We start from the raw sequence: 23,275 nt of genomic DNA, 5'->3' as shown, positions 1-23,275 counted from the left end.
TGGAGGCACTCACCATGTCGCTGGCTCAGGAATGGATGGATCGCGGCGAAGCCAAGGGCGTGCAGAAAGGCGAGGCCCAGATGCTCATCTGGCTACTGGAACATAAATTTGGGTCACAAGCTCCCAAGGCCTATCAGGACTCGATCGAAAAGGCTGACGAACCCCAGATCAAGGCGTGGTCGGCCCGTCTGCTCATCGCCGACCGCATAGAGGATGTCTTCAAGGACACACCGCCCATGCATTGAGCTGTGCCCGTTCTGGCAAAGACCTGCTGGCATGGATGTCACCTCGGAGGGGGCTCACCCCGACACGGCCGTTAGACCGCCATGGCTCACACCCCCTCCCCCCGCAACCGCCAGATCGTCCGCACATTCAACCCCACCACCACGACTTCGGCGATCAGGGCCGGCCAGGCGTGCCAATACAGGTCATTGGCGATCCAGGCGGCGCTGGAGGCCAGCAGGGCGATGCGCATGCGGCGGTTGTCCAGGTAGAACAGCGCCAGGGTGGTGTTGATCACCGCAAAGGCCGGCAGCAGGGACACCACACCCTGCCAGGTGATCGCCGTGAGCACCATGAATGCCAGCACGAATCCGGTGGCCGCCAGGTGCTTGTGCATCGGTCGGCGCAGCCAGCCGGAGACCAGGGTGCGCAGTGCGGTGGTGGCCATGCCCAGGGCGGCGGTCCAGGCGCCCAGCAGCAGGTACATGACCGACCACAGCAGCGCTGCCGCCGCCGACCAGCGCCGAAAGGCCCGGCCATCCGGGTGCAGGTAGGCGCGCCACTCCACGCCCACCCCCACCGTGCCAATGGCATAGGCCAGCCACAGACCCGGGCCCATTCAGCGCCTTGAGCCGGCTCAGACGATCTGCAGCGCCTTGAGGATCGGCAACTGCTGGTCGGCAAAGCCTTGGGCCTGCTCGGTGAGTTCGGCCACGTTGGCCTCGGCACCCTCCACGGGCTTGCCTTCCTTCACCAGGCGCTGGCCCTGCTGGGAGAGGATGTCCCACACGAACCGGGCCCATTCCTGGGGCTGCTTGTGGCCCTGGCTGCGGGCCAACATGAAGAGCTGATGAAAACGCGGTACGTGGATGCCGCCGCCGGTGACCGGGCTGGCCAGGTGGCCCAGGTCGGTGTGGCTGCGGGCCTTGTGGATCAGGTGGCTGTTGAGCCGGTCGGTGTGCTTGCGCGCCTTGCCGATGGCGGCCTCTTCCCGGGCCGGCAGCAGGGCACCGGTGGCGCTGAGGACCAGGGCGGCCTGCAGCACTTGGGCCAGGTTGAGGCCCTGGTCCTTCAGGGCCTTCTCCAACTGCCCCAGGGTCTGCGGGCGATGGTCGGCCAACTGCGCCAGGAACGGGCGGTACACGTTCTCCTGCAAGGTGGCCTCGCCCAGACTGCCGTTCACCTTGAGGCTGACATCGGTCTGGGGCTTGACCAGCACCACCCGCTGCAGACGCACCGCCTCGGCCTGCTCCAGGGTGGAGAGTCGGCGTGCGCCCTTCACCCAGTAGTCTCGCCGGAACTGCTGGTTGACGCAGAAATCCCGTACCGTCTGACGGAACATGGGGTCGGGAATGCCGTTGAGCAGCTTCTGCTGGTCCGCCGTGAGGTTGACCGCATCGATGGCATCCAGGGTGTGGGCCGAGCAGGCCCACTGCAGCTTGGCCGGGGCCAGCCAGTCGGCCATGCGGGCAAAGCCCATGGGCTGCCAGTCACGGTTGAAGTATTCATGGGCCAGGTAGTGGCGGTTCTGCTCCTTCATCTTGCGGATACGCTCGGCAATCTGCGGGTTGGCCCGGGCATAGGTGGGCTGGGCGGCCAGCAGTTGCTCGGCAAAGTCCAGGGCGCTGTCGATGCGGTTGACGATGCCGGCCCCATCGGCGCCCAGCACTTCCGCGTGTTCGGTGAGCAGGTCGCGCATGGGGACCATGGCCGCCCAGCCGGGCTGGGTGTTGTAGCTGATGTACAGCACGCCGCCCACCTTCAGCTTGCGCCTCAAAAAGTCCACGATCACTGCCCGATTGGCGTCGGAAATCCAGCTCCAGATGCCATGCAGGCCAATGTAGTCAAAGTCCGGCAGGTCATCACGGGTGCAGAACTCGGCAAAGGCTTCATCGGTCAGGTGCGCCCCGGCCGACGCCACCTGGGCCAGTTCCTGGGCAAAGCCCGCCTGGGCCGGGTTGAAGTCGGTGCCGTGCCACTGGATGGCGCTGCCGGCGGCATGCAGGTTCACGCTCAGGCCCTGGCCAAAGCCCAGCTCGCAGGCGGTGTGCAAAGGCGGCGGCACCAGGCCGGCGTTGAGCAGGGCCAGGCGGGTGCGCAGGGGGTTGAGTTCGGGGTAGTAGCCGTAGGTGTAGCCCACATCGGCCACATAGCCGGCAGTCCAGTCGGTCATGGGGGTGTTCCTTGTCCAGTCTGCGTTGTGATCAGGTCGGGGCGCGGCGCGCCCCTCAGTTCTTCTGTCCCGGCACCTGCATGGGCTGCATCCATTGGGCCGGGTGTTCCAGGCCCCACTGGGCCTTGGCACTGGTGGATTGCAGCAGGCGCAGGATCTGGTGGGCATGATGCCGGGAGAGCTTCAGGGCCGCCACCGGCATGCCCTGCCCCGGGGCACTGAGGGGCTCACCCCACAGGCCCATCACCACATGCGCCGCCTGGGCCTCGATCTGCAGCTCGGTGATCAGATAGCCCTCCGGGTCGGGGGTGGGCCCCGGCGTCGGCGCAGAGGCTGACGACCGGGCCGAGGCGGGATCACCGCCCTGGGGCGCCGGGCTCTTGCTGGCCACGGCGGCCAGGTGCTCCATCTGTAGCACCTCATCCGGGTCCGGCGTGCGCTCGGCCGCCGGGTGGGACTGACCAATCACCTCGCTGAGCTTGGCCAGAGTGGCCGCCACCACGCGGCGCGTGAGCCAGGCACGGCGCATCGGGGCTGTCGAGGCAGCCGTCTCGCCTGGCAGGGGCTTGCTCATCAGGGTCAGGTCCATGGCCAGGCGATCCTCCCGGGGCGCATGGCCCAGGGTGATCTGTGTGGCCTTGGGATAGGTGGTGGGGCCGGGTTCAGGCATGGTGGGCAACCGCGCTTGACGCACCGAGGCCACCGGGAACGGCGCACATGATCCCCTGCTCCCTCACTGTTCGCCCTTGGCCAACTCCGCCTCCAGTGCCTGCGCGTACGCCGCACGTGCCGTCTGGGCAATGGCCAGTTGCTGCTGCAGACGCTGGATCTCCTGGTCCGTGATCCGCAGGTTGGCGATCTGGGATCGAGCGTTCTCGGAAAGGCTGTTCACATCGTACTGCTGACCGTCGATGGTGATCGTGCCGGGATTCGTGGCTTCTGCCATGGGGAAACTCCTGATGAGGGTTGAGTGGATGGATCAGTGGTCGAAACGAAACTGCAGGTCATCATCGCCGAACAATTGATTCGCCGACAGACCCGCCAGAGGGTCTTTCTGCTTCTGGGTGTGAGAGCCCCCACCGGCCAGCAGACCCACGCGCAGGTTGGACAGGGAGAGACGGTGGGCGTGGATCAACTCCAGGGCACCCAGGCTCTGCAAACGCTTGAGGGCCTCGCCATCCAGGGCTTCCAGGGCGTCGGAATCGACCATGCGCAGGCCGCCGATGTTGGCCACCGGCTGATCCCGGCGCTGGATACTGAGCTGCTCCATCTTGAACAGCCCCTGACGTTCGATCTCACGCACCGCCTCCTGGGTACGCTGACGCTGTGCCTCGATGCCCTTGAGGAGCTGGATCCTGGCTTCCAGGGCCTCGCTGGGCGCGCCCTGCTCGGTAAACAGCGGCTCGCCCAGATCACCCCCCAGACAATCCGCTTGCTCATCCAGAGCCACGGTGAAGGTATCCGAGGCCTGGTCGTCGCCGCGGGCCAGGCTGAAGGGATAACGCCGCAGGTAGGCCGGCACGTAGCTGCCCAGCCACTGCCCGTGGGGACTCACGTAGGCGTTCTTGTCCTTCACAAACCCCAGCAGCACATGCGGCAGGTCCGTCTGGTTGTTGGGGAAGCAGATGAAATACTCCCGCACCAGGTTGGGCAGCTCCTGGAGGAAGACGGGAGCGAAGTTCTCCTGGCCCGCATAGGCATAGCCCCCCTCCGGGTTCAGACGAAGCTGGCCATGCCGGGTGCTCTGGAGCGGTTGCAGGTTCTTGTACATGGGGTGTTCTCCATAGCGAGGGCCGTGACTCCCGGGATGCCAGGGTCACCCCCACAGATAGGGACAGTGGACAGGCGGGACGCGACCCGGGCGCTTCAATCCCGCCGGATACGTCGATGCAGCGGCAGGATGATCCGGTTGCGCCACCAGCCACTGAAGAAAAACAGGTACGACAACAGCCACCAGTTTATCAGGAGCACGGTCACGGTCGCACCCGCGATCAGGTTCACATGAGGGATCAGGGCACAGTTCAGGGCCACAGTGCTGGCTTACATGCCCGTGATAACCGCCATGGATTTCTCGCCTCGGCGAACAGTGGCGTCCACCGTATCAGTGATCTCGACCCGGCTTGAATGGGATGCCTTCGGGACAATGCGGGACAGCCAGCGGTGCAGGCAACGCTTCATTCGGGGTATGCGTGGGCGTAGATGATCCTGGTAGAGCGCCCAAAGAAAGATAGCGCCCAGCAGGATTTGCAACAGGATGAAGACGACGATATCGATCATGCGGAAGTGGAAACCTTTGTTGAAGAGCGCTCTAGCTCAGCCGCCTAACTCTATAGGCAGTGCAATTTTTGCCTCGCCCGCTTCGGTCAGCAACTCCAACATCATCAGCACTCCCGACTTCGGATACACCCCACAAAAGAAAAACCCCCGCTACCTTTCAGCAACGGTGTCGATAGCCGAGGACTGGCCAGCCCCGCTTCCAGGCGCGCTAACGCCACCTTGGAGATTCCTGCACGTTGAGCCAGCTCCGGCTGGGTCCAGCCCAACGCCGCTCTGGCGGACTTAATAGAAGATATTATTCGTATCTCTTGAGAAACGAATGGTTCTGACGGATCGCTAGACATGAAAAATGTCTCTTTGTGAATCTTTCAGGGCGGAGCCTATCACGCCCTCCGTCAGACTTTCATCGAAAAATGGACCGCTTGGCTCCGGCCCGACAGCAGGCATACAGAATTTCCTTGATATCCTGAGGCCCAGAGTGCCGGCCTAAGCCCCAGATCAGGGCCCAGTGACATCTGTATCTGAACCATGAATCCCTACTCATGGCCGCCGATACGGCTTCGAGCACCGCCCCATGAAGGAAATGCTGCCCCCTGGCCAAACCAACACAGGCACCGGCCAAAGCACTGCCAATCCAGAAATCACGCCGGTGGCGGCCACCACCGAACCTTCCGATCAAGAATTCTCGGAAGAGCCATGGCAAAGGAGGGAATTCAGGACCGCGACACAAGGACAGCCACCAGGGCCGCCCTTTTTTGCTGGCCCAATCAGGGGAAGAGACGAAGGGAGGACAGGATCAGTGCTTGCCCAGCAGGGACTCCAGGCTGTCTGCCTCCATGATCCGCATCACCCAATCATCAAGCTGGGCATCCGTGGCAGCGGCCAGGCGTGCGTCTGCCCAGTCTGGCAACTCTCCAAATTTCAGGGGTATTTGTTTACGCAGGGTACCTTCCACACCTTCATGGCGTCCCTCACGCTTCGCATCATTCAGCAACGACACCTCATCTCGCAGCGCCCGTTCCCGCACAAACGCCAAGCGGCGGGTTTCCTCGTCAGCGCTAAGCTCACGGATACGGCTCATCGCGCGCTTGACCGGCTCATGGGCAACCTTGGCCATAGTGAGTTCCTCCTGCCAGTGCTTAAAGAAGGTTATCCAGGCGCGCAGCGGGCCTTCCGGCAAGCCCAGGCGATCCGCCTTGTTCAATTCGATCAGGTTCATCTGCAGGATGTTCCCCAACGTCACATCAGGCTGGCGTTCATCCCGCATTTCGAAACGCCAGACGGCCTGCTCACGCTCTGCGGCCGTTTCCGTAAACAGCTCAAAGTCCAGCAGATGCAGACCCACTGAGGCACGCAGCTCCTGATAATCCTCCCCGGCGCTCAACTGACTGCCCAGCGTGCGGGCCAAGTAGAACAGTCCCCGCTTGTGCCAGGCACCGTAGCGACGTACCTGCACCTCAACATTGTAGCAGTGACCGTCACTATCACGAGCCAGCACGTCTAAAATGATGTACTTGCCTGTCAGCTCGGTCGGCTCGATATTGGGATTCATGATCTCCACCGAAGCAATGTCGGGTAGGTCCGGACGCAGATCGTTGATCAGATCCACCACCAAATCCGGCGCCTCGGCGAACAGCCGTTTGAAGACATAGTCGTTGGTGGGGTCAAGTAGCTCGCTCATGAAACCTCTGTCGCAACGCCTCACCCCATCCCTTTTCCAGCCCAACGCCAGAAGGAGACGGGATGAGTACAAGGTCAGTGCTTGCCCAGCAGGGACTCCAGGCTGTCTGCCTCCATAATCCGCAACACCCAATCATCAAGCTGGGCATCCGTGGCAGCGGCCAGGCGTGCGTCTGCCCAGTCTGGCAACTCTCCAAATTTCAGGACTAATTGCTTGCGCAGGGTACCTTCCACCCCTTGATGGCGACCTCGCTCAAGCCCTCGCTCAAGCCCCTGCGCCATCCCCTGCTCAACCCCCTGCTGAAGCGCTTTCTCTCGCTCAACCCGTTCAATCGTGTTCACGTAAGGCATTTTCTTCTCCTCCTGTAAGGCGTAGACCGCCTGCACAAAACCCGGTTCCAGCTCTCGGGGCAGCTGGATCATCCAGTCGATGATCCTGAACAGCTGCACGATCTGCTCGCGGCTATAGCCCCGTTCGTACAGCAGCCGAACCAGGGCGATCTTGACGTCCTTGCGCGTGGCACCATCCTTGACGCGCTTGGCCTTGATCTGCGCCATCACCACCAGGGCAAAGACATTGTCGCTGGCTTCCAGATCCGCCCACCGGGCCTCCCAGTCAATCAACTTGGCCATGGGAAACGTGAACGACAGCTTGCAGCCCCAGCGCTCGTACAGGAAGGCCGAGGGCCGAAAGCTCTCGCGGGTGTCCGCCAGCACCGCCAGACTCACCACATCCACCCCGTACCGATCCCGCAAGCGGTACTGGTAAGTGTACATCCGCCGCGCAAATCCTTCCTCCGGCTCGCCCTGGACTTCCACATGAATGAGCACCCAGGTCTCGCTGCCATCCCGGGCATACACCTGAATCAGCTTGTCTGCATGGCGTCGACCCGTGTTAGCATCCGCCGTGATCTGCTGCAGTTCCTTGTCCATGGGGTTGTAACCCCGGGGCCAGTCCACCTCACCGTGGATTGCCGGGAACAGCAACTGCGTGAAGTCCTGGAAGTAGTAATCCAGGGCCTCCTTCCAGGGGCTGTCGTGGTCCGTGGGCCTGTCGGCATCTTGTTCGGTCATGCGCACTCCTGTTGCAGCCCTCCACTTTACCACGCCCTACCCCCCTTCAAGAGCAGTCCGCCGCTGCGCTAATCTACCCATAACCCGGCCACAGGATCGGACCGGGAACCACCGTCCAGGAAGGACCCGCCATGCCACGCCCCCGTAGCCAACAGATATCCATCACCGACACCCCCTACTACCACGTCGTCTCCCGCTGTGTGCGGCGCACCTTCCTGTGTGGGCAGGATCAGACCACCGGCAAGAGCTATGAGCACCGCCGACAATGGATCGAGGATCGCATCCGGCTACTGGCCTCCTTGTTCGCCGTGGACATCGCCGCCTACGCCGTCATGTCGAACCATTATCATGTGGTGGTCAAGCTGGACCCCGCGCAGGCCGAGCAGTGGTCCGATGACGAGGTGCTGCGGCGCTGGAGTTGCCTGTTCAAGGGGCCACTGCTGGTCCAGCGGTATCTGGCCGGGGACCCGCAGGAAAGCTACGAGTTGGCCCAGGTGGCGGAGTTCACCCAATGCTACCGGCAACGACTGGCAGACCTGAGCTGGTTCATGAAGTGCCTCAACGAACCCATCGCCCGGCAGGCCAATCAGGAGGACGGCTGTACCGGGCACTTCTGGGAGGCACGATTCAAGTCCCAGGCGCTGCGCACCGAGGCCGCGCTGCTCAGTTGCATGGCCTATGTGGATCTCAACCCCGTGCGGGCCGGGATGGCGGCCACCCCGGAGGCTTCGGAACACACCAGCATCCGGGAGCGGATTGCGCCCCGGTTCGAGCTGGCCCAGGCCGTGCGTGAACAGATGCAGAGGGAGGCCTTGCTACGGTTCGATGGCCTGGTGAAGCCCCTGCTACCGTTTGAAGGGGCGTTCGCGGATCGGGAACAGCCCGGCATTCCCTTTGCGTTTGAGGACTACCTGGCGCTGGTGGACTACACCGGACGGGCCATCGACCCAAGAAAGAAAGGCGCCATTGCCAACACCCTGCCGCCGATCCTGCAGCGCCTGGGGCTCACCCCGGATCAGTGGTTGGACCAGAGCACACGGTTTGAGGCGTTGTACCGGCCACAGCGACGACAATCAACGGCCTGAGGGCCCTCCCTGAGCGGTTGCTCCCCTGCGGTGGTCATGCCGAGGTGAGGCCGTGGTTGGTGTTCAGGGGATGGGGTTGAGATGAGCACTCACGAGTGGCTGTCCCTCTCCCCTGGCTCTCAGGGGAAAATGCCGGGTTGTCGGCTCGAAGCATGGAGAAAACTAGGCTGCATCGCTACGCAACAGAGGCCAAGCTCCCTGCTTGGAAGCTTCCAAAATCACGATTTCCACGATTGTTCCATCTTTCGCGTAGCTGATGTGGGTGTTCCAGTCCTGCGAGGCTTCCTTGGCAATCACCTTGTCGGAAAGATGGACAACCAGGATATCGTCGGCTTCATCGTATGTGGTACGCATGGCTAATCCTCCCATTGGAAGTGATGCATGACGGTCTTGACGACGAGTCTATCTTCAACAACCACGGCGGCACAAACAAGATTATCATGGCGCCCTTCCATGGCCTTGGCGACCCATAGGCGAGTATGGTCCTTATGGCGCACCTGACCGGTTTCCAGAAGTTCACCTAGCATAGCCTCAGTGATATTTCTTTGCGCCATACGCTCACGTGCGTGGCGCGTAATCTGCACTTCCAAGCCGAATCGCTGAGAGAACATCAAGGCTCACCGCTGTGTCATGAGTACGGGAAAAGGATAATAGGATATTTGACATAAGGGCCCATCAGGCGAATCTCCGACAAAAGTACTCAAGAGTGCCTGTCCTTCCTCCGACCACGATTTAGCCTATAACTCAGTGAAAATCAAAACTCAAATCATCACCGTGCCCAAACAGACTCTCCATATCCAACCCCTCTGGCTTCGACCCTTGATCAGGCATCTGGCGATAATGTCCCGCTATCGGACCCAATCGCATGTTCGCCAACGATAACAAACTCGCGTACGCCAACGGTAACGCACCACTACGACGCAACTCATTGAATCGAGCATCATCCAACCCATTCAGCGCCTTTTCATCCACCTGCTCAACGCCCTCCAGACGTTTCATTTGACCTTGCGCATCACGAACACGTACACCCAAGGGTACCAACACACCCACATCACGCAGCGCACTCACCAACCTCTCCGTCAAACCCTGACCCTGGTGCAAACGCTTGAGAAACTCCAAACGACCCTGAACAAATGCTGTCGGCTTGTCATCTCCATCAAACAACGACTCCCCAAGCTCTCCCACTGGCGTATATGCCGCATCCAAAACCAGCGCATAACGATCGCCTTCACCCACTGGCGACAAACCAAACGGGTACGCTCGTAAACGCGCAGGTTGGTACGTCGCACGCCAATCACCTTCTCGACCCACATACGCGTTCACACCAGACTCCAAGCCCAGCAACGCATACACCAGCGGCTTGCCCTCCATGAACACCAACGGAAACTCACGCGCTGCATCCGCCACCTCACTGTAAATCAGCGGCACCAAATTCTCTCCAGCAGCAAATCGCCAGTCCTGATGAACCGCCGGGACTCGCCAATCTCGATGCGCCTCCGGCGTCAATGCCTGTAACTCTTTGTACATCGTTCCTCCCAATAAAAAACCCCGCCCCTTGCTTGCAAAGGACGGGGTTTAGTCATGGCACTATTAGATGCCTAGGTACAACACGCCAGGCAATTTAGACGGCGAGTTCCTCACCGATACCAATCAGTGTGATGGAACCAGTACCAGCCGCACTATCAAAACTGATCACCAAGTTACCATCGACCACTTCTTGCTCATAATCTCCGCCGCCACCATCAAACAGGCCGGCGGTGGTGACCACTGCGGTGCCATCAATGGCAAGTTCCATTCCGGATGCCCAGCCCTCGATGACATTGTCACCGATCTCCGGATCGGTACCATCGTCAGCGATGAAGTCAAGTCTGCCGCCGTTACCATTGAGTACGATCACATCGTCGCCGCTGGAGTCGATCTCAGCAGTGAGGGTACCCTCCAAATCACTGGCATCGATGCTGACGAAGTTATCACCATCTGTCTCCAGGGTGCCAAGAATGAAATTGCCCTCCCCAGAGAGCACCAGATTGATCGTCGCTGACTCGCCGTCGTCTTCTTTGGCTTCGATGCCCCCGTTAAGCGTGACGTCACCGCCCGAGTCCAGTTCCATCGCAACCGTGTTGCCGGTAACAGCACCAAACGCCACATCGCCGCCTTCAGAACTCAACTCAACAACGACCGCACCTTCTTCTTCGGCAGTAATGGCGCCGAACGTCACATCACCCTCGGCCGAATCCACATTGATCGTGACGTTGCCGGTGTTATCAGCAGTATCGTCGCCCGCCGTGATCGCGCCGAAGGTCAGCACGCCCAGGTTTGTGCTGCTGGCATCGGTCGCCGTGGCGTCAATGGTGACATCGCCATCGGTGGCGGTAATGTCATCAGTTCCGGCCACTGCCATGGTGCCACCACCGTTGGTGAGATCCAGAACGATGTCGCCTTCGGCACTGGTGATGCCGGCAGCCGCAATCGTGGCAGCAGCCACACCGGATGCCACAACCAGCGTGATGTCACCGTCTACATTAATTTCACCAGCAGTGAGCCCACCAGCGTCGCCGGTGACGTTCAGGTCAGCGACCAGGCTACCGCCTTCTTCGTCAGCCGTGATAGTGCCAATGTCCACCGCGCCGTCAGTGGAAGCCACGTTCAGGTTGATGGCATCAGAAGCATCGCCGGCATCGTTTACGCTGGTCAGATTACCCAGCGTGACAGCACCTGCCGCAGACGCCACGTCGATGGTCATGCCGAGTGCTGTAAGCTCATCGGCAGCGTTGATCACGCCGTCATCCGTGGCGTTGGCTTCCAGCGTCAGCGCTGCATCGTCGACAGTGACTGCACCGGTGGTCACGGTAGTTGCATCGTCGTCAGAACCCTGAGCGGTCAGCTCCAGCGTCAGTGCAGAATCGGTTTCGATAGCGTCAAACGTGACATTACCCGCAACAGCAGCACCCACCACCGTGGTCAGCTCTTCAGAGGTGATCGCACCGACGGAGACTGCACCTTCGCCATTCGCGGTCAGAGTGACGGTCTCGAGGTTTTCAGCACTCACAGCACCCGCCTGAGTCGTACCCTCACCATTGCCCGTCAGTTCCAGGCTGGTCAGCGCGTCGGTGCCGGTCTCGATGTCGCCGACATCGACATCGCCTTCTTCACTGTTGTTGTTCACCGTGACCGAGGTGGTCTTGGCGTTGTCCAATGCCAGAGAAGCAGCGGTCAGGTCTTCGTTAGCTTCGTTGGTCTCATGGTTGATGGTCAGCGTGCCAACGTTGGTGAAGGTGGCAGCACCCAAGTCAACTGCCGCACCAGCATTGTCATCATCGATATCTTCACCGGTGGTCAGCACCAGATCCGCCGTGACAGCACTGCGGTAGCTGATGTTCACATCGCCGCTGCCGGACTCAAAAATGCGAACGTCGGTCAGACCCCCTGCCAGGTTGCTGATGTTGATGTCATTACCCTCGGCAATCAGCGTTTCTGCACCGGAAACCGCTGAACCGTTGAAGGTGCCGGTACCCGTGAAGTTCAGCATTAGGGTTTCAGCATTCTGAATCACAGCCTGGGCTTCAGCAGCGCCAATCTGGGCCACGACCTTGTCATCACCTGCACCCGTGTTGATCACGTCATCACTGGTCAGCGCGCGACTCAGGGTCACCACATCGTCACCAGAACCCGTGCGAATCAGCGACTCACCATCGTTGTCAATCGTCAGATCAGCATTGCCGGTCATGTTGCTGCCAGCAAAGCTGACATCATCGGCATTGTTCAGCGTGAAGGTCAGGTCACCGGACATCGCACCTGCGTTGAAGGTGAAGTCTTCAGAGGCGTCACCGTTGGCAGTCAACTCCAGATCGCCTTCCATGTCACCCGTGTTGATCGTGTGAATCTGCGACTGCAGCGTGCCCGTGATCTCAAGATCCTGGCTGCCAGCAATGGTCAGCATCTCCAGCGTGCGGCCCGTCAGACGACCATCCACAACATTTGCCAGCTCGTTGGCCGTATCACCCGTGGAGTTCAGCGTCACGGAGTTGACACCGTTCTCAGTGGTCAGACTCTGCGGACGCAGCGTCAGCGTGCTGCCAGCAGCACCGTCCAGCACTACGTTGATATCTGTGTCATCACCTTCCAGGGCGGCAGAAGCGTAACGAACACTCAGGTTCGCGCCCGTGTCCTGAATTCCCAGCGTCACATCAGAGTCGCCCAGGTTATCAACGCGCAGAGTACCGTTGCTCTCGCTGGTCCAAAGCTGCTCAACGCCGCTAAAGTCCTCGGCATTCACAATGCGCTCGGACGAAGACAGGTTGGTGAAGAACAGGTTCTCAACACTCGTCAGCGTCGGCGCTACATTATTGACAATCTCGGCCTGAAGCGTGTCCGTGCCTTCCTTGCCGTCAATTACCGTATTGTTGGTCAGCGTCAGCACCTCTGCGATAAAGGTGTCGTTGCCCTCGGTGCCTTCGTATTCGTTGACATCTGCAGTGAGCGTCCAATATCTGAAATCCCAAATACCGATACTTATTAGTCACTTAGAGACATTAATAAAATCCAACAAGATACTTTCCTACCATATTCCTACCAAATGGACACGGGCAATTCTCAGGCCTAGCACACTACTCACGCACGAAAATGCTTTATCTGTTTGTTTTTGAAGCTTTTTTTTCGCTTTTGGAGCCTTCAGGGCCTCCCACCGCCTTCCCATCAGCCCGCTGGGGCACCAAACCCTCGGTGAATACGGTCAAGGTGTAGCCACCAGGCGGATAATCATCAGCAATGCGCACGCCACCCGCCTCGAGCGCAGCCTTGATCTTTGTCAGTGTCGATAGCCGAGGACTGGCCAGCCCCGCTTCCAGGCGCGCTAACGCCACCTTGGAGATGCCTGCACGTTGAGCCAGCTCCGGCTGGGTCCAGCCCAACGCCGCTCTGGCAGACTTGATAGAAGATATTATTCGTATCTCTTGAGATACGAATGGTTCTGACGGATCGCTAGACATGAAAAATGTCTCTTTGTGAATCTTTCAGGGCGGAGCCTATCACGCCCTCCGTCAGACTTTCATCGAAAAATGGGCCGCTTGGCTCCGGCCCGACAGCAGGCATACAGAATTTTCTTGATATCCTGAGGCCCAGAGTGTCGGCCTAAGCCCCAGATCAGGGCCCAGTGACATCTGTATCTGAACCATGAATCCCTACTCATGGCCGCCGATACGGCTTCGAGCACCGTCCCATGAAGGAAATGCTGCCCCCTGGCCAAGCCAACACAGGCACCGGCCAAAGCACTGCCAATCCAGAAATCACGCCGGTGGCGGCCACCACCGAACCTTCCGATCAAGAATTCTCGGAAGAGACATGACAAAGGAGGACATTCAGGACCGCGACACAAGGGCAGCCACCAGGGCTGCCCTTTTTACTGATCCAATCAGGGGGAGAGACGCGAAGGGAGGACAGGATCAGTGCTTGCCCAGCAGGGACTCCAGGCTGTCTGCCTCCATGATCCGCAACACCCAATCATCAAGCTGGGCATCCGTGGCAGCGGCCAGACGTTCATCTGCCCAGTCTGGCAACTCTCCAAATTTCAGGGCTAATTGCTTGCGCAGGGTGCCTTCCACACCCTGATGGCGACCTCGCTCAAGCCCTCGCTCAAGGCCCCGCTCAAGCCCTCGCTCAAGCCCCTGTGCCATCCCTTGCTCAACCCCCTGCTGAAGCGCTTTCTCTCGCTCAACGCGTTCAATCGTGTTCACATAAGGCATCTTCTTCTCCTCCTGTAGGGCGTAGACCGCCTGCACAAACTCCGGTTCCAGCCCCTTGGGCAGTTGGATCATCCAGTCGATGATCCTGAACAGCTGCACGACCTGCTCCCGACTGTAGCCCCGTTCGTACAGCAGCCGAACCAGGGCGATCTTGACGTCCTTGCGCGTAGCACCATCCTTGACGCGCTTGGCCTTGATCTGCGCCATCACCACCAGGGCAAAGACGTTGTCGCTGACCTCCAGATCCGCCCAGCGCTCTTCCCAGTCAATCAACTTGGCCATGGGAAACGTGAACGACAGCTTGCAGCCCCAGCGCTCGTATTCAAAGGCCGAGGGCCGAAAGCTCTCGCGGGTGTCCGCCAGCACCGCCAGACTCACCACATCCACCCCGTACCGATCCCGCAAGCGGTACTGGTAAGTGTACATCCGCTGCGCAAATCCTTCCTCCGGCTCGCCCTGGACCTCCACGTGAATGAGCACCCAGGTCTCGCTGCCATCCCGGGCATACACCTGAATCAGCTTGTCCGCATGGCGTCGACCCGTGTTGGCATCCGCCGTGATCTGCTGCAGTTCCTTGTCCATGGGGTTGTAACCCCGGGGCCAGTCCACCACATCGTGGATTGCCGGGAACAGCAACTGCGTGAATTCCTGGAAGTAGTAATCCAGGGCCTCCTTCCAGGGGCTATCGTGGTCTGTGGGCCTGTCGGCATCTTGTTCGGTCATGTGCACTCCGGTTGCAAGGGTTTCGCGGCCTCGCCAGGCGTGTAGCTGTCGTCATGTCTTGCCAAAGCGACTGGCGCCCGGCATCTGTGTGGTGACCATCAAGGTCGCCTAGAGGCTCCCCAGTCTACCCACACGCGGCACCGAGAGCACCCTCAGCTATTCCCACATTAAATCAGGCATGCCGCGCCCCAATACCCTCTGCCCGCATAGGCCTGAAAGCCCCTGCAGGCCTGCACATCTCCGGCGCACCAAGCCCCTGCGAGGCATGTGCCTGGCGGTTAAAGATATCCTTGATATCTCTTGCGATACGGATCGTTCACTGCTATCATTAGATATGAAAAGTGTCTTAAGGTACATCTTTAAGGTCGGAGACCTGCCATGCCCGTCATTGCGCTTTCAGTGAAGAAAATGAAGTCCCTGACCTGTCCAGAGGGCTCCAGCAAGCAGAATTTCCACGACTCCCAGTGCAAAGGCCTCACCCTGGAGGTGCGGTCCAGTGGCGGGCGAACCTGGTACTTCCGATATCGCGATACCTATGGTCGGCAACACCAACTGCGTCTGGGCGATGCAACCGACATCAACCTCGACCAGGCACGGCAAAAAGCTGATCAGTTCCGTGGGCAGGTGGCCATGGGCCAGGATCCCAATGAACAGCGCCGCACGCGCCATCAGATCCCCACACTCAATGGATTCATCCAGGAGCGATACATCCCCTACGTGCAAAGCTACAAGCGCTCCTGGCAGACCGACGAGTGCCTGCTGCGCAACCATGTCCTGCCCTCACTGGGGAGTCGGCCCATGGACCAGATCACCAAGGGTGACATCATCTCGCTCATTCAGGCCCATCGCCAAACTCACAAGCCGGCCAGCAGCAACCGGGTCCTGGTGATGCTCCGCTACATCTTTAATCTGGCGATGGAATGGGAAACCGCAGGGGTCTCCAAGAACCCCACCGTCGGTGTGCCACTCTACAAGGAGAACAACAAGCGCGAGCGCTACCTGACTGCCGAGGAAACCCAGCGACTGTTCCGGGAGCTGGAGCGCTCCCAGAATCCCATGCTGCGATTCATCATTCCCATGCTGATCCTCACCGGCGCCCGTAAGAGCGAGGTGCTCAAAGCCCGTTGGGATGAGTTCGATTTTGGCTCGCGGATCTGGCGCATCGGCGAAACCAAGGGCGGCCAGGCGCGCCACGTCCCAATCTCAGACGCCCTTTTCAAGCTACTGGACCAGATTGGTACCCAGCGAAAGAGCCGTTGGCTATTCCCCCATCCGGAAACCGGCGAGCCGCTGGGTAATTTCTTTAATTCCTGGAACACAGCGCGCAAGCGTGCTGACCTCTCGGATGTGCGCATCCATGACCTCCGGCACAGCTTCGCCTCCATGCTGGTCAACAGCGGCCACTCTCTCTATGAGGTCCAGAAACTGCTGGGGCACACGCAGATCCGCACCACGCAACGCTACGCCCACCTCGATCAGGGGACACTGCTTCGTGCCAGCAATCAAGTCGGCCGGCTCGTTTATGGCTCATCACCGAGCGCACCGAGTCGATGAAGCCCACCGATACCACGCAATCTTCAAAAGGGTCGAGCAATGGTCAGAAACGCGATAAGAGCGAGCAAGCCCGGATCCACCTGGAGCGCGCGTGGCGCATTATTTCAAGAAGCGGAACGGCGCCTATGCCACACGATCACGATCAGAAATCATCCACAGCCAACGAACTTCGGTTTGTCGTGCATGCGATCTACTCGGATTTCTGTCGGACCTGGGACGACATACCTGACCCCCAGCACTTCGAAGAAGAATGGTCTTCTAGCCTCGACGGAATAGATATCCGCACCATACAGTTGACAGCTGCATGGTGTCGCCAGCACCTGAACACCCCACCCTCTGCACGGCGATTCCGAAGCCTGTGCAAGCTACTACTTGCTGAGAAATCATCCTGGTGACCGCCATTTCAGGGGCCAGCCTCACGCCTCACCAGCCACAAAGCTGCTTTATTCTTGGCTCCCGATCACTACCGGATTGAGGTATACAAACTTCTCCTGAAAACCCTAGAAGGGTTTTGTGGCAAAGCCAACACTTCATTCAAGACTGGCAATAACTCTCAGATTCTCAATGAAAACCTGAGCGCGCCCTCATTTGACACCTTAAGCCACTGAATATATGGAAATTATTATGCGCCACCACATCCACGCCACACGCACAAATTTCAAAAAAGAATTTCCGCAACAGCAGGGACTAAATCCTACTGAGATTTTCAGTGAAAAAATAAACTAACATCAAGACCACGGGAATCAGAATCGAGGCACACCAAGGGGTTTACAATCTGCATAAAGCAGGTATACGATTAATTCACTGAAAGATTCGGGAGGTAACTCGCAGAAAGAAATCAAACCTGCGCTACATTAGCGGCAACATAGCTCAAAGACCGAATAGATAGCGCGACGCAGTGCACTGGGTCATGCTTGGCTTGATATGCCCATCATTTACAGGGAAGAATTGCCCCTCAAATGAATGATGACACGCAAGCATGCTTGGCGACACATCATGGATCATGGAGATATACGGACATGCTAAAAAGCATTGTATTCATTGCTCACTTGAAAAGTGTGCATCAGAACTTGGATTACACAACCATGGAATGGGAGCTTAAAGATGGTACTTCGCAAGAAAACTGAAGACAACGAATTTTCTGTCAATTTCCAAGCTTGCCAGCCGCTACCGCCCCGCCGAGGCAAACCCCCCGAAGTGAACGAACTTATGCTGCCAAGCGCATTGCGCGCCTGGGTGCTTGACGCAAGTGAGCGCATGCAGTGTCCTCCCGATTATATAGCGGTGGGCACAATAATTGCCCTGTCCGCCATCGTGGGACGGCAAATAGCCATACGTCCAAAAAAATTCGATGATTGGACCATCGTCATTAATCTCTGGGGTGCAATTGTTGGCCCACCTGGCTATCTGAAAAGCCCCGCTTTCGCTGAATCAAACAGGTTCTTAAATAAATTAGAAGACGAAGCGGCTCAAGCAAACACAGAAAAACTTTTGCAGCATAAGATTGACATGGTGATAAAAGAAGCTTATGAGAAAGTGAGTGATAAAAATCTCAAAAAAGCCGCCAATGCAAATGATCATGAAAAGGCCTATGATTTTGCTTTGGAAAAAGTTTCTTACGATAAAGAAGCTCCGCCGCAGAAGCGGTATGTAACGAGTGACCCAACGATAGAAAAGCTAGGTGAGTTGCTCGTTGATAACCCGAGGGGCATTGCTGTTTATCGAGATGAACTTGTCGGCCTTATAAAAAATCTTGAACGCCCTGGACAAGAAGGCGCAAGAACATTCTTCCTGGAAGGCTGGAATGGATCTGGAAGCTATACGTTTGACAGAATCAGGCGAGGCACAGTACGGGTTAAGTCAATATGCCTAACAGTTTTCGGGAGCATACAACCAGGACCGCTGTACGAGTATTTAAGAAGAGCTTCTGAAGGTGGCGCCGGAGACGATGGACTCCTTCAGCGCTTCCAGCTAATGATATACCCGGATCAGTTGAAGGAGTATGTGGATATCGACAGGGCACCGGATGAAGAAGCGCTCAAACAGGCAGAAGCTGTCTTCCGCCGCATGGACAACATTGACCCAGTCGCGCTTGGTGCTAGCTGCGATGATGGAGGCATCCCGTACTTGCGTTTCTCCGATGATGCCTACGAAGAATTCCGGACATGGCGCTCAGTACTAGAGAATCGCATTCGGAAGGGAGAAGATCACCCCCTGCTTAATTCACTGATTGCCAAGCAGCGATCTCTTGTTCCTTCGCTATCATTACTTTTCCATCTAGTTGATCATCCAGCAGGCGGCCCTGTTTCTTACGATTCACTTATAAGAGCGATTGCTTGGTGTGAGTATCTTGAGGAACATGCGAAGTTCATATACAGGCTCAATAATTCGGCTCTCCCACTCGCAGTCTATGAGTTGGACAAGCACATACAAAAAGGTGATCTCCCGAACCCTTTTACTGCTCGAGATGTATATCGGAAGAAGTGGACGTTGCTAAACCAGGAGAACGTCGAGGTTGCGTTGAGACACCTCGTTGAGCTTGGACGTTTGGCACCTGTCGAAACTAAGGGGCCAGGTCGATCGACAGAAGTCTTTCACATTCACCCGGATCTTTGCGCGGGAGATTGAGGACCGTGGCACTAAGTGACAGAATAGCGCAGCTGGAACAACTGGAGCGCCGGCAGAGCAGCGGTGACAACACTGACTATTCGTCGGTTTTGTCACCGCCTGTGCAGGAGAAAAAAAGCGATGCGGCATCACGTACGTGTCCCACCTCTTCGCCAGCCTGCAGTACTGATACACATGAGAATGGTACAACTGAATCAGTTTCGTCAGTTTTGTCACCTTCGAGAAAGCCACGTTCCAGGAAGGTGAAGGTACCTCGCTCCTTTTTCTTGAGCAATCGAGAGTCGGAAAGGTGTAAATCTTGGGATTTGGGTGAGCTCGACGGACTGGCCCTTTTGATTGAGGACCGGCGTTTCATCGAGGCCCGCACCTTCGAAAGACACGATAAAGTGTTTCTACTGAGACGCTACCGTGAGGTCTGGCTGGCTGCGGCTGCGAGCCAGCCTCTGACTCATAAGAAAGATAATGCGGGGCGGCGTGCAGCGAATATGTGGCTCAGAGATAGAACTTCGAAGACTTCCGATGATCCAGCTACTGACCAGTGCTCAAATATGTATGAGCCCGCAAGGCCCCTGTGGTAGTTTGGCTGCTCACCGGCAAGGCCACCGCTCGAGCATGGTGGTGCACGAATCCTTGGCGCGGCGCCTTGTCGTGTGCCGGCCATCTGCATCTGGTTGACTGCGAACTGCCACTATTCGAATTCGAGGCTATCGAGAACCGATACCACTCCACACCCTCGGCATCCAGTGCTTCATGGGCCGGCCGGCTGGCCCATGAGGCACTGACCAGTGGGGGGGGGGTGACCATGCACCACCACTCCCTAGCCATTGGCGAGCGATCACCATCGACACTCGCCGAGACCTTACTGTTCAACGATGACAATAACGTTAATCGTGCGCGAGTCAACCCAGGTTCTCATATCCGTCTACTTTCCAGGAGTAGAGCCCTTGGCCTGCTACATGGATCGGCATGGGAAAAGGTAGCTGTTCAGGCTGTCGCAGCCACCCGCAGGACTTCGAAGGGATTCTGCCCGCGTAATTTGCTGGTTTCCCACACGGAGCGGATGATGCAGAAGGCACGGGTGCCCCCCATGGCCCGGAAGCCACCAATGACCTTCAGTTTCACCTTGATGGGGCGGACCATCCGCTCGGCGAGGTTGTTGGTGAAGGGGACTCGCCAGTCGGTCACAAAGCGCCAGATGGCATCGCGGAAGTCCCGCAGCCTCAGCAGCAGGTTGGTGGCCGGATGCTGTTTGACGCGCCGCCGACTGCCGTCCTCGGCGACCTGGGGTGGCTTGGCAGCCAGCCCCTCGGCCACTTGTTCATCATAGGCCTTGAGAAACGCTTCGATCTGATCCCTCGGTAAGTGGGTCAGGCCCTGTTCCTTGGCCTGCGCCACGGCCTCATTGGCCTGCAGCAGCGACTCCCTGAGCAGACGCGGCCAGAGATGACCGGTGAGTTCATCGCTGTAGTTCAGTTCCCGAAGGTGGTGGGCGTTGCACAACATGTGCTCACAGCCCGTGTAGCGCCAGTAGGGAGCCCAGTGATCATGCACAGCCACCCCTTTGAAGTGGGGCAGAATCCCGGCCTCGTCCATGGCTTCATGACCCCGCCGGGCGTGAACCGTGTAGTACACGGAATCCGTCGTGGCGGCCACGTGCAGCCAGTGCAAGCGTCCCTGAACCCGAAGACCGCTCTCATCGAAGTGAGCCACAGGGGCCTGACGAATCTGGTCCCGGGTCGATTCATAGGTCGCCTCCAGGCCATTGGCAATCCCAAGGATCCAGTTCTGCAACGTCCCCGCGGATGGGGCCACGCCATACTGGTCTGCCAAAATCTCAGAAGTGCGCTCCAGGGCCACAAAATGCCCCTGGTTCAGACCAATCGCATAGGCCTTCAGGCGCGGACCGTAGCTCACGTTGGGGGTCACACCTGCCGGGAACTCGCCCAAATGGCAGCGGCCACAACCGCACACCACCTGCATCCGGCGAAACTCGGTGTAGATGATCCGGGGCTCGGGGATCTCGATCTGCTGGCGGCGCTCCTTGAGCGTGGCCGGCAGTCCTTCCAGGTCACAGCCACACGCACAACGACCCTCAGGGCGCAGTTCCTTCACCTCGTCAGGATTGTTCACCATCCGCCGGGTCACGCCCTTGTGGCCCTTTTGACCACCACTGGGTCGTTGACCCTTCTGGCGCGGCTGGGCCGGGCCTTTACGCAGACCGTCCGAGGACGGGGTTTGCTGGAGTTGCGGCTGTTCTTCTCCACCTTCTTCTCCAGCGCGGCCAGTCGGGCACTGAGCGTCTCCAAGGCATCGAACAACTGCATGATCAGCGCATCCTTCTGCGCGTGGCTCATGGCGTCGAGTTCTGCTTGGGTGGGGCGCTGGAGCTTCATACAGGGCAGGATAGCCTATCGGGGGGAAAATGGGCAGACTGCGGGCAGGGAGCCTGAATAGCTACGGGAAAAGTACGTGGAATAAGCAGGTAAACATCCTCACCACAGGATAGCGTCTAGGGGGCGTTAACAATTAGCGATTTTGCCGAGGCAGGTGTACCATAGGCGTATTTGGACGACCGATGCCCCGCTTAATGCTACGTGATGACCAGTGGGTTAATGCTACGTGATGACCAGTGGGAGAGGCTTGAACCTCTTCTCCCCGGCAAAGTGACCGACTGTGGTGTGACAGCGAAAGATAACCGTCTGTTTATTGAAGCCGTCCTTTGGATCGCTCGCACCGGATCTCCTTGGCGGGATCTGCCCGTATACTTTGGACGCTGGCATAGCGTCTATATGAGAGGTGGTCGAAAAAGGGGGTTTGGCAACGAATTGCCGACACGTTGACCGATGATCCTGACCTGGAGCAGCTGATGATTGACGGCAGTATCGTCAGGGTTCATCAGCATGGCGCATCAAAAAAAACGCTCAGGACGCCGAGGCGATGGGCAAGTCCCGAGGCGGATTGAGCACCAAGATACATGCAGCTGTCGATGCCTTGGGCAACCCTGTGCGGCTGATTCTCACCCCGGGCCAGGCCTCTGAGTATGGTACTGCCCCGGCATTGCTGGCAGGCTTTTCTCCAAAAGCGGTCATAGCTGACAAGGGTTACGATTCCGCGACGCTGAGGGAGGGTATTCGCGCCATGGGTGCCGAGCCAGTGATTCCCCCGAGGAAGAACCGCTTGGATGTCATCGAGGTCGACTGGCACAGCTATAAGGATCGTAACTTGGTAGAAAGATTCTTCCAGAAGATCAAACAGTTCAGACGCGTGGCAACGCGCTATGAGCGGCTGGCAAGGAACTACCAGTCGCTACTCTGTCTCGTGTCAGCCGTCGTATGGCTGGCTTGATTGTTAGCGCCCCCTAGGGCCCGGGAAGGGCCACAGCCTCCGGCCGATCTGTACCAGAAAAACTGCGGCAAGCTCGACGCCTTCAGTAACTTGTGCGTAGATCACTGGGATTGTGCGCACGAAAAGACGCGGCAGTTGGCGCGAGAGTTCATCCATGACTGGGAAGCGATCTGGGCCGTTCTGGAGTTCCCGCTGTTGCCCATCACGAATAATGAGGCCGAACAGGCCTTACGGCACTGGGTGATCAGTCGTCGCATCAGCCAGGGTACCCGAACCGAGCAGGGCTCTCGGGTCTTCGTGCTCCTCGCCAGTGTGATCGAAACCTGCCGCAAGCGCGGTGTCTCGCCGTGGACCTACCTGGCTCAGGTGGTCAAGCAGCGGCGCAAAGGCGAGCCGGCACCCGTTCTGCCTGAACCCGCCTCTGCCCCATAGCCTCTCGCCGAATGCCGCTGTAATACCGGCACTCAAGCCGGGGGGGTGAACGCATACTTCCATGGAAAGGGTTCTTTTTCAGGACCAACCTTTTCGACTCGAATCGCCGGGAAGGCTGAACGCTTACCCGTTACGTCCCGCACTGATCCCGCTTTCCACCCCTTGCCACGGTAACTGCCAAAAGTGACATAACGCCCGCCCAAGTGCTCATTCCGCCGGAACGGGAGCATTACGCTTTTGTCCCGAAGATTTTGATTTTCTGTGACCGATATTTCTGGAACACCCGATCGAAGGTGCCGTTGTACAGCGCGCATCGCAGGCGCAGCATGCCGTTGCCGTTG

Annotated in this window: 23 protein-coding genes and 2 pseudogenes; 7 read left to right on the top strand and 18 right to left on the bottom strand. The window is 58.5% G+C overall.

Translation table 11 applies throughout. From position 1 onward, the window contains the following. Positions 1–245, top strand: a pseudogene (locus tag LPW30_RS14890) (hypothetical protein); the annotation flags it as partial. Positions 246–331: 86 nt separating this feature from the next. Here the strand turns inward: LPW30_RS14890 and LPW30_RS14885 are convergent. The 10 genes from LPW30_RS14885 to LPW30_RS14850 form a co-directional block, all read right to left on the bottom strand. Further along, positions 332–841: a YgjV family protein gene (locus tag LPW30_RS14885; RefSeq protein WP_239681253.1), complete on the bottom strand. Its 510-nt coding sequence runs from the start codon at positions 839–841 to the stop codon at positions 332–334. Positions 842–859: 18 nt separating this feature from the next. Beyond that, positions 860–2,395 (bottom strand): class I SAM-dependent methyltransferase, encoded by a 1,536-nt coding sequence (locus tag LPW30_RS14880; RefSeq protein ID WP_239681252.1) that lies wholly within the window; start codon positions 2,393–2,395, stop codon positions 860–862. A gap of 55 nt (positions 2,396–2,450) precedes the next feature. Continuing rightward, entirely contained in the window at positions 2,451–3,065 is a 615-nt protein-coding gene (locus LPW30_RS14875; protein ID WP_239681251.1) for a hypothetical protein, read from the bottom strand. Positions 3,066–3,128: 63 nt separating this feature from the next. Further along, positions 3,129–3,341, bottom strand: a complete 213-nt coding sequence (locus LPW30_RS14870) for a DUF6447 family protein (protein WP_239681250.1) — start codon at positions 3,339–3,341, stop codon at positions 3,129–3,131. A gap of 33 nt (positions 3,342–3,374) precedes the next feature. Then, a complete protein-coding gene (locus LPW30_RS14865) occupies positions 3,375–4,166 on the bottom strand; it encodes a SapC family protein (RefSeq protein WP_239681249.1) in 792 nt (263 codons plus the stop codon). Positions 4,167–4,261: 95 nt separating this feature from the next. Then, on the bottom strand, positions 4,262–4,396 hold the full coding sequence (locus LPW30_RS16080) for a hypothetical protein (protein ID WP_274520819.1): 135 nt from the start codon (positions 4,394–4,396) through the stop codon (positions 4,262–4,264). Between the two features lie 39 nt (positions 4,397–4,435). After that, positions 4,436–4,672, bottom strand: coding sequence for a hypothetical protein (locus LPW30_RS14860; RefSeq protein ID WP_239681248.1), 237 nt, complete (start codon positions 4,670–4,672; stop codon positions 4,436–4,438). 104 nt (positions 4,673–4,776) lie between these two features. Then, on the bottom strand, positions 4,777–5,016 hold the full coding sequence (locus tag LPW30_RS16220) for a helix-turn-helix domain-containing protein (protein ID WP_420796968.1): 240 nt from the start codon (positions 5,014–5,016) through the stop codon (positions 4,777–4,779). A gap of 452 nt (positions 5,017–5,468) precedes the next feature. Then, positions 5,469–6,353 carry an Rpn family recombination-promoting nuclease/putative transposase gene (locus LPW30_RS14855; RefSeq protein ID WP_239681247.1) on the bottom strand — a complete coding sequence of 295 codons (885 nt, stop codon included), beginning with the start codon at positions 6,351–6,353 and terminating at the stop codon, positions 5,469–5,471. 74 nt (positions 6,354–6,427) lie between these two features. Then, entirely contained in the window at positions 6,428–7,426 is a 999-nt protein-coding gene (locus tag LPW30_RS14850) for an RpnC/YadD family protein (RefSeq protein WP_239681246.1), read from the bottom strand. 131 nt (positions 7,427–7,557) lie between these two features. Here LPW30_RS14850 and LPW30_RS14845 point away from each other — a divergent pair, with 131 nt between their 5' ends. Further along, the gene (locus LPW30_RS14845) at positions 7,558–8,511 is read left to right on the top strand and encodes a transposase (protein WP_239681245.1); all 954 of its coding nucleotides are present in this window, start codon (positions 7,558–7,560) and stop codon (positions 8,509–8,511) included. A gap of 162 nt (positions 8,512–8,673) precedes the next feature. Here the strand turns inward: LPW30_RS14845 and LPW30_RS14840 are convergent, their stop codons facing one another. From LPW30_RS14840 to LPW30_RS14820, 5 genes are all read right to left on the bottom strand, one after another. Beyond that, positions 8,674–8,865 carry a DUF2283 domain-containing protein gene (locus LPW30_RS14840; protein WP_238625799.1) on the bottom strand — a complete coding sequence of 64 codons (192 nt, stop codon included), beginning with the start codon at positions 8,863–8,865 and terminating at the stop codon, positions 8,674–8,676. 2 nt (positions 8,866–8,867) lie between these two features. Then, positions 8,868–9,122 carry a DUF4258 domain-containing protein gene (locus LPW30_RS14835; protein WP_239681244.1) on the bottom strand — a complete coding sequence of 85 codons (255 nt, stop codon included), beginning with the start codon at positions 9,120–9,122 and terminating at the stop codon, positions 8,868–8,870. 133 nt (positions 9,123–9,255) lie between these two features. Further along, the gene (locus LPW30_RS14830; protein WP_239681243.1) at positions 9,256–10,038 is read right to left on the bottom strand and encodes a SapC family protein; all 783 of its coding nucleotides are present in this window, start codon (positions 10,036–10,038) and stop codon (positions 9,256–9,258) included. 94 nt (positions 10,039–10,132) lie between these two features. Next, entirely contained in the window at positions 10,133–12,931 is a 2,799-nt protein-coding gene (locus tag LPW30_RS14825; RefSeq protein ID WP_239681242.1) for a beta strand repeat-containing protein, read from the bottom strand. Between the two features lie 208 nt (positions 12,932–13,139). Next, the gene (locus tag LPW30_RS14820; protein WP_239681241.1) at positions 13,140–13,499 is read right to left on the bottom strand and encodes a helix-turn-helix domain-containing protein; all 360 of its coding nucleotides are present in this window, start codon (positions 13,497–13,499) and stop codon (positions 13,140–13,142) included. A 230-nt stretch (positions 13,500–13,729) separates the two neighbouring features. Between LPW30_RS14820 and LPW30_RS16075 the strand changes: the two genes are divergently transcribed. Then, positions 13,730–13,855 (top strand): hypothetical protein, encoded by a 126-nt coding sequence (locus LPW30_RS16075; RefSeq protein ID WP_274521703.1) that lies wholly within the window; start codon positions 13,730–13,732, stop codon positions 13,853–13,855. 97 nt (positions 13,856–13,952) lie between these two features. Here LPW30_RS16075 and LPW30_RS14815 read toward each other — a convergent pair whose 3' ends face one another. Beyond that, complete coding sequence (locus LPW30_RS14815; protein WP_239681240.1) at positions 13,953–14,975, bottom strand: RpnC/YadD family protein; 1,023 nt, start codon at positions 14,973–14,975, stop codon at positions 13,953–13,955. A 378-nt stretch (positions 14,976–15,353) separates the two neighbouring features. Between LPW30_RS14815 and LPW30_RS14810 the strand changes: the two genes are divergently transcribed. Beyond that, positions 15,354–16,529: a tyrosine-type recombinase/integrase gene (locus tag LPW30_RS14810; RefSeq protein ID WP_239681239.1), complete on the top strand. Its 1,176-nt coding sequence runs from the start codon at positions 15,354–15,356 to the stop codon at positions 16,527–16,529. Between the two features lie 1,104 nt (positions 16,530–17,633). Beyond that, complete coding sequence (locus tag LPW30_RS14805; RefSeq protein ID WP_239681238.1) at positions 17,634–19,157, top strand: YfjI family protein; 1,524 nt, start codon at positions 17,634–17,636, stop codon at positions 19,155–19,157. 984 nt (positions 19,158–20,141) lie between these two features. On the opposite strand, the gene tnpC is transcribed toward LPW30_RS14805, so the two are convergent. Together tnpC and LPW30_RS14795 are read right to left on the bottom strand one after the other, a co-directional pair. Further along, a complete protein-coding gene (gene tnpC, locus LPW30_RS14800) occupies positions 20,142–21,290 on the bottom strand; it encodes an IS66 family transposase (protein ID WP_239681237.1) in 1,149 nt (382 codons plus the stop codon). A gap of 8 nt (positions 21,291–21,298) precedes the next feature. After that, positions 21,299–21,550 carry a DUF6444 domain-containing protein gene (locus LPW30_RS14795; protein ID WP_420797726.1) on the bottom strand — a complete coding sequence of 84 codons (252 nt, stop codon included), beginning with the start codon at positions 21,548–21,550 and terminating at the stop codon, positions 21,299–21,301. A 204-nt stretch (positions 21,551–21,754) separates the two neighbouring features. On the opposite strand from LPW30_RS14795, the pseudogene LPW30_RS14790 reads away from it, so the two are divergent. Further along, positions 21,755–22,502, top strand: a pseudogene (locus LPW30_RS14790) (IS5 family transposase). Continuing rightward, on the top strand, positions 22,503–22,934 hold the full coding sequence (locus LPW30_RS14785; RefSeq protein ID WP_420797725.1) for an IS66 family transposase: 432 nt from the start codon (positions 22,503–22,505) through the stop codon (positions 22,932–22,934). Positions 22,935–23,275 lie beyond the last annotated feature (341 nt).

This window comes from Ectothiorhodospira variabilis (assembly GCF_022227625.1).
GTDB lineage: Bacteria > Pseudomonadota > Gammaproteobacteria > Ectothiorhodospirales > Ectothiorhodospiraceae > Ectothiorhodospira > Ectothiorhodospira haloalkaliphila.
The sequence above is the reverse complement of the archived record's forward strand: the minus strand, read 5'-3'. Positions and strand labels throughout refer to the sequence as shown.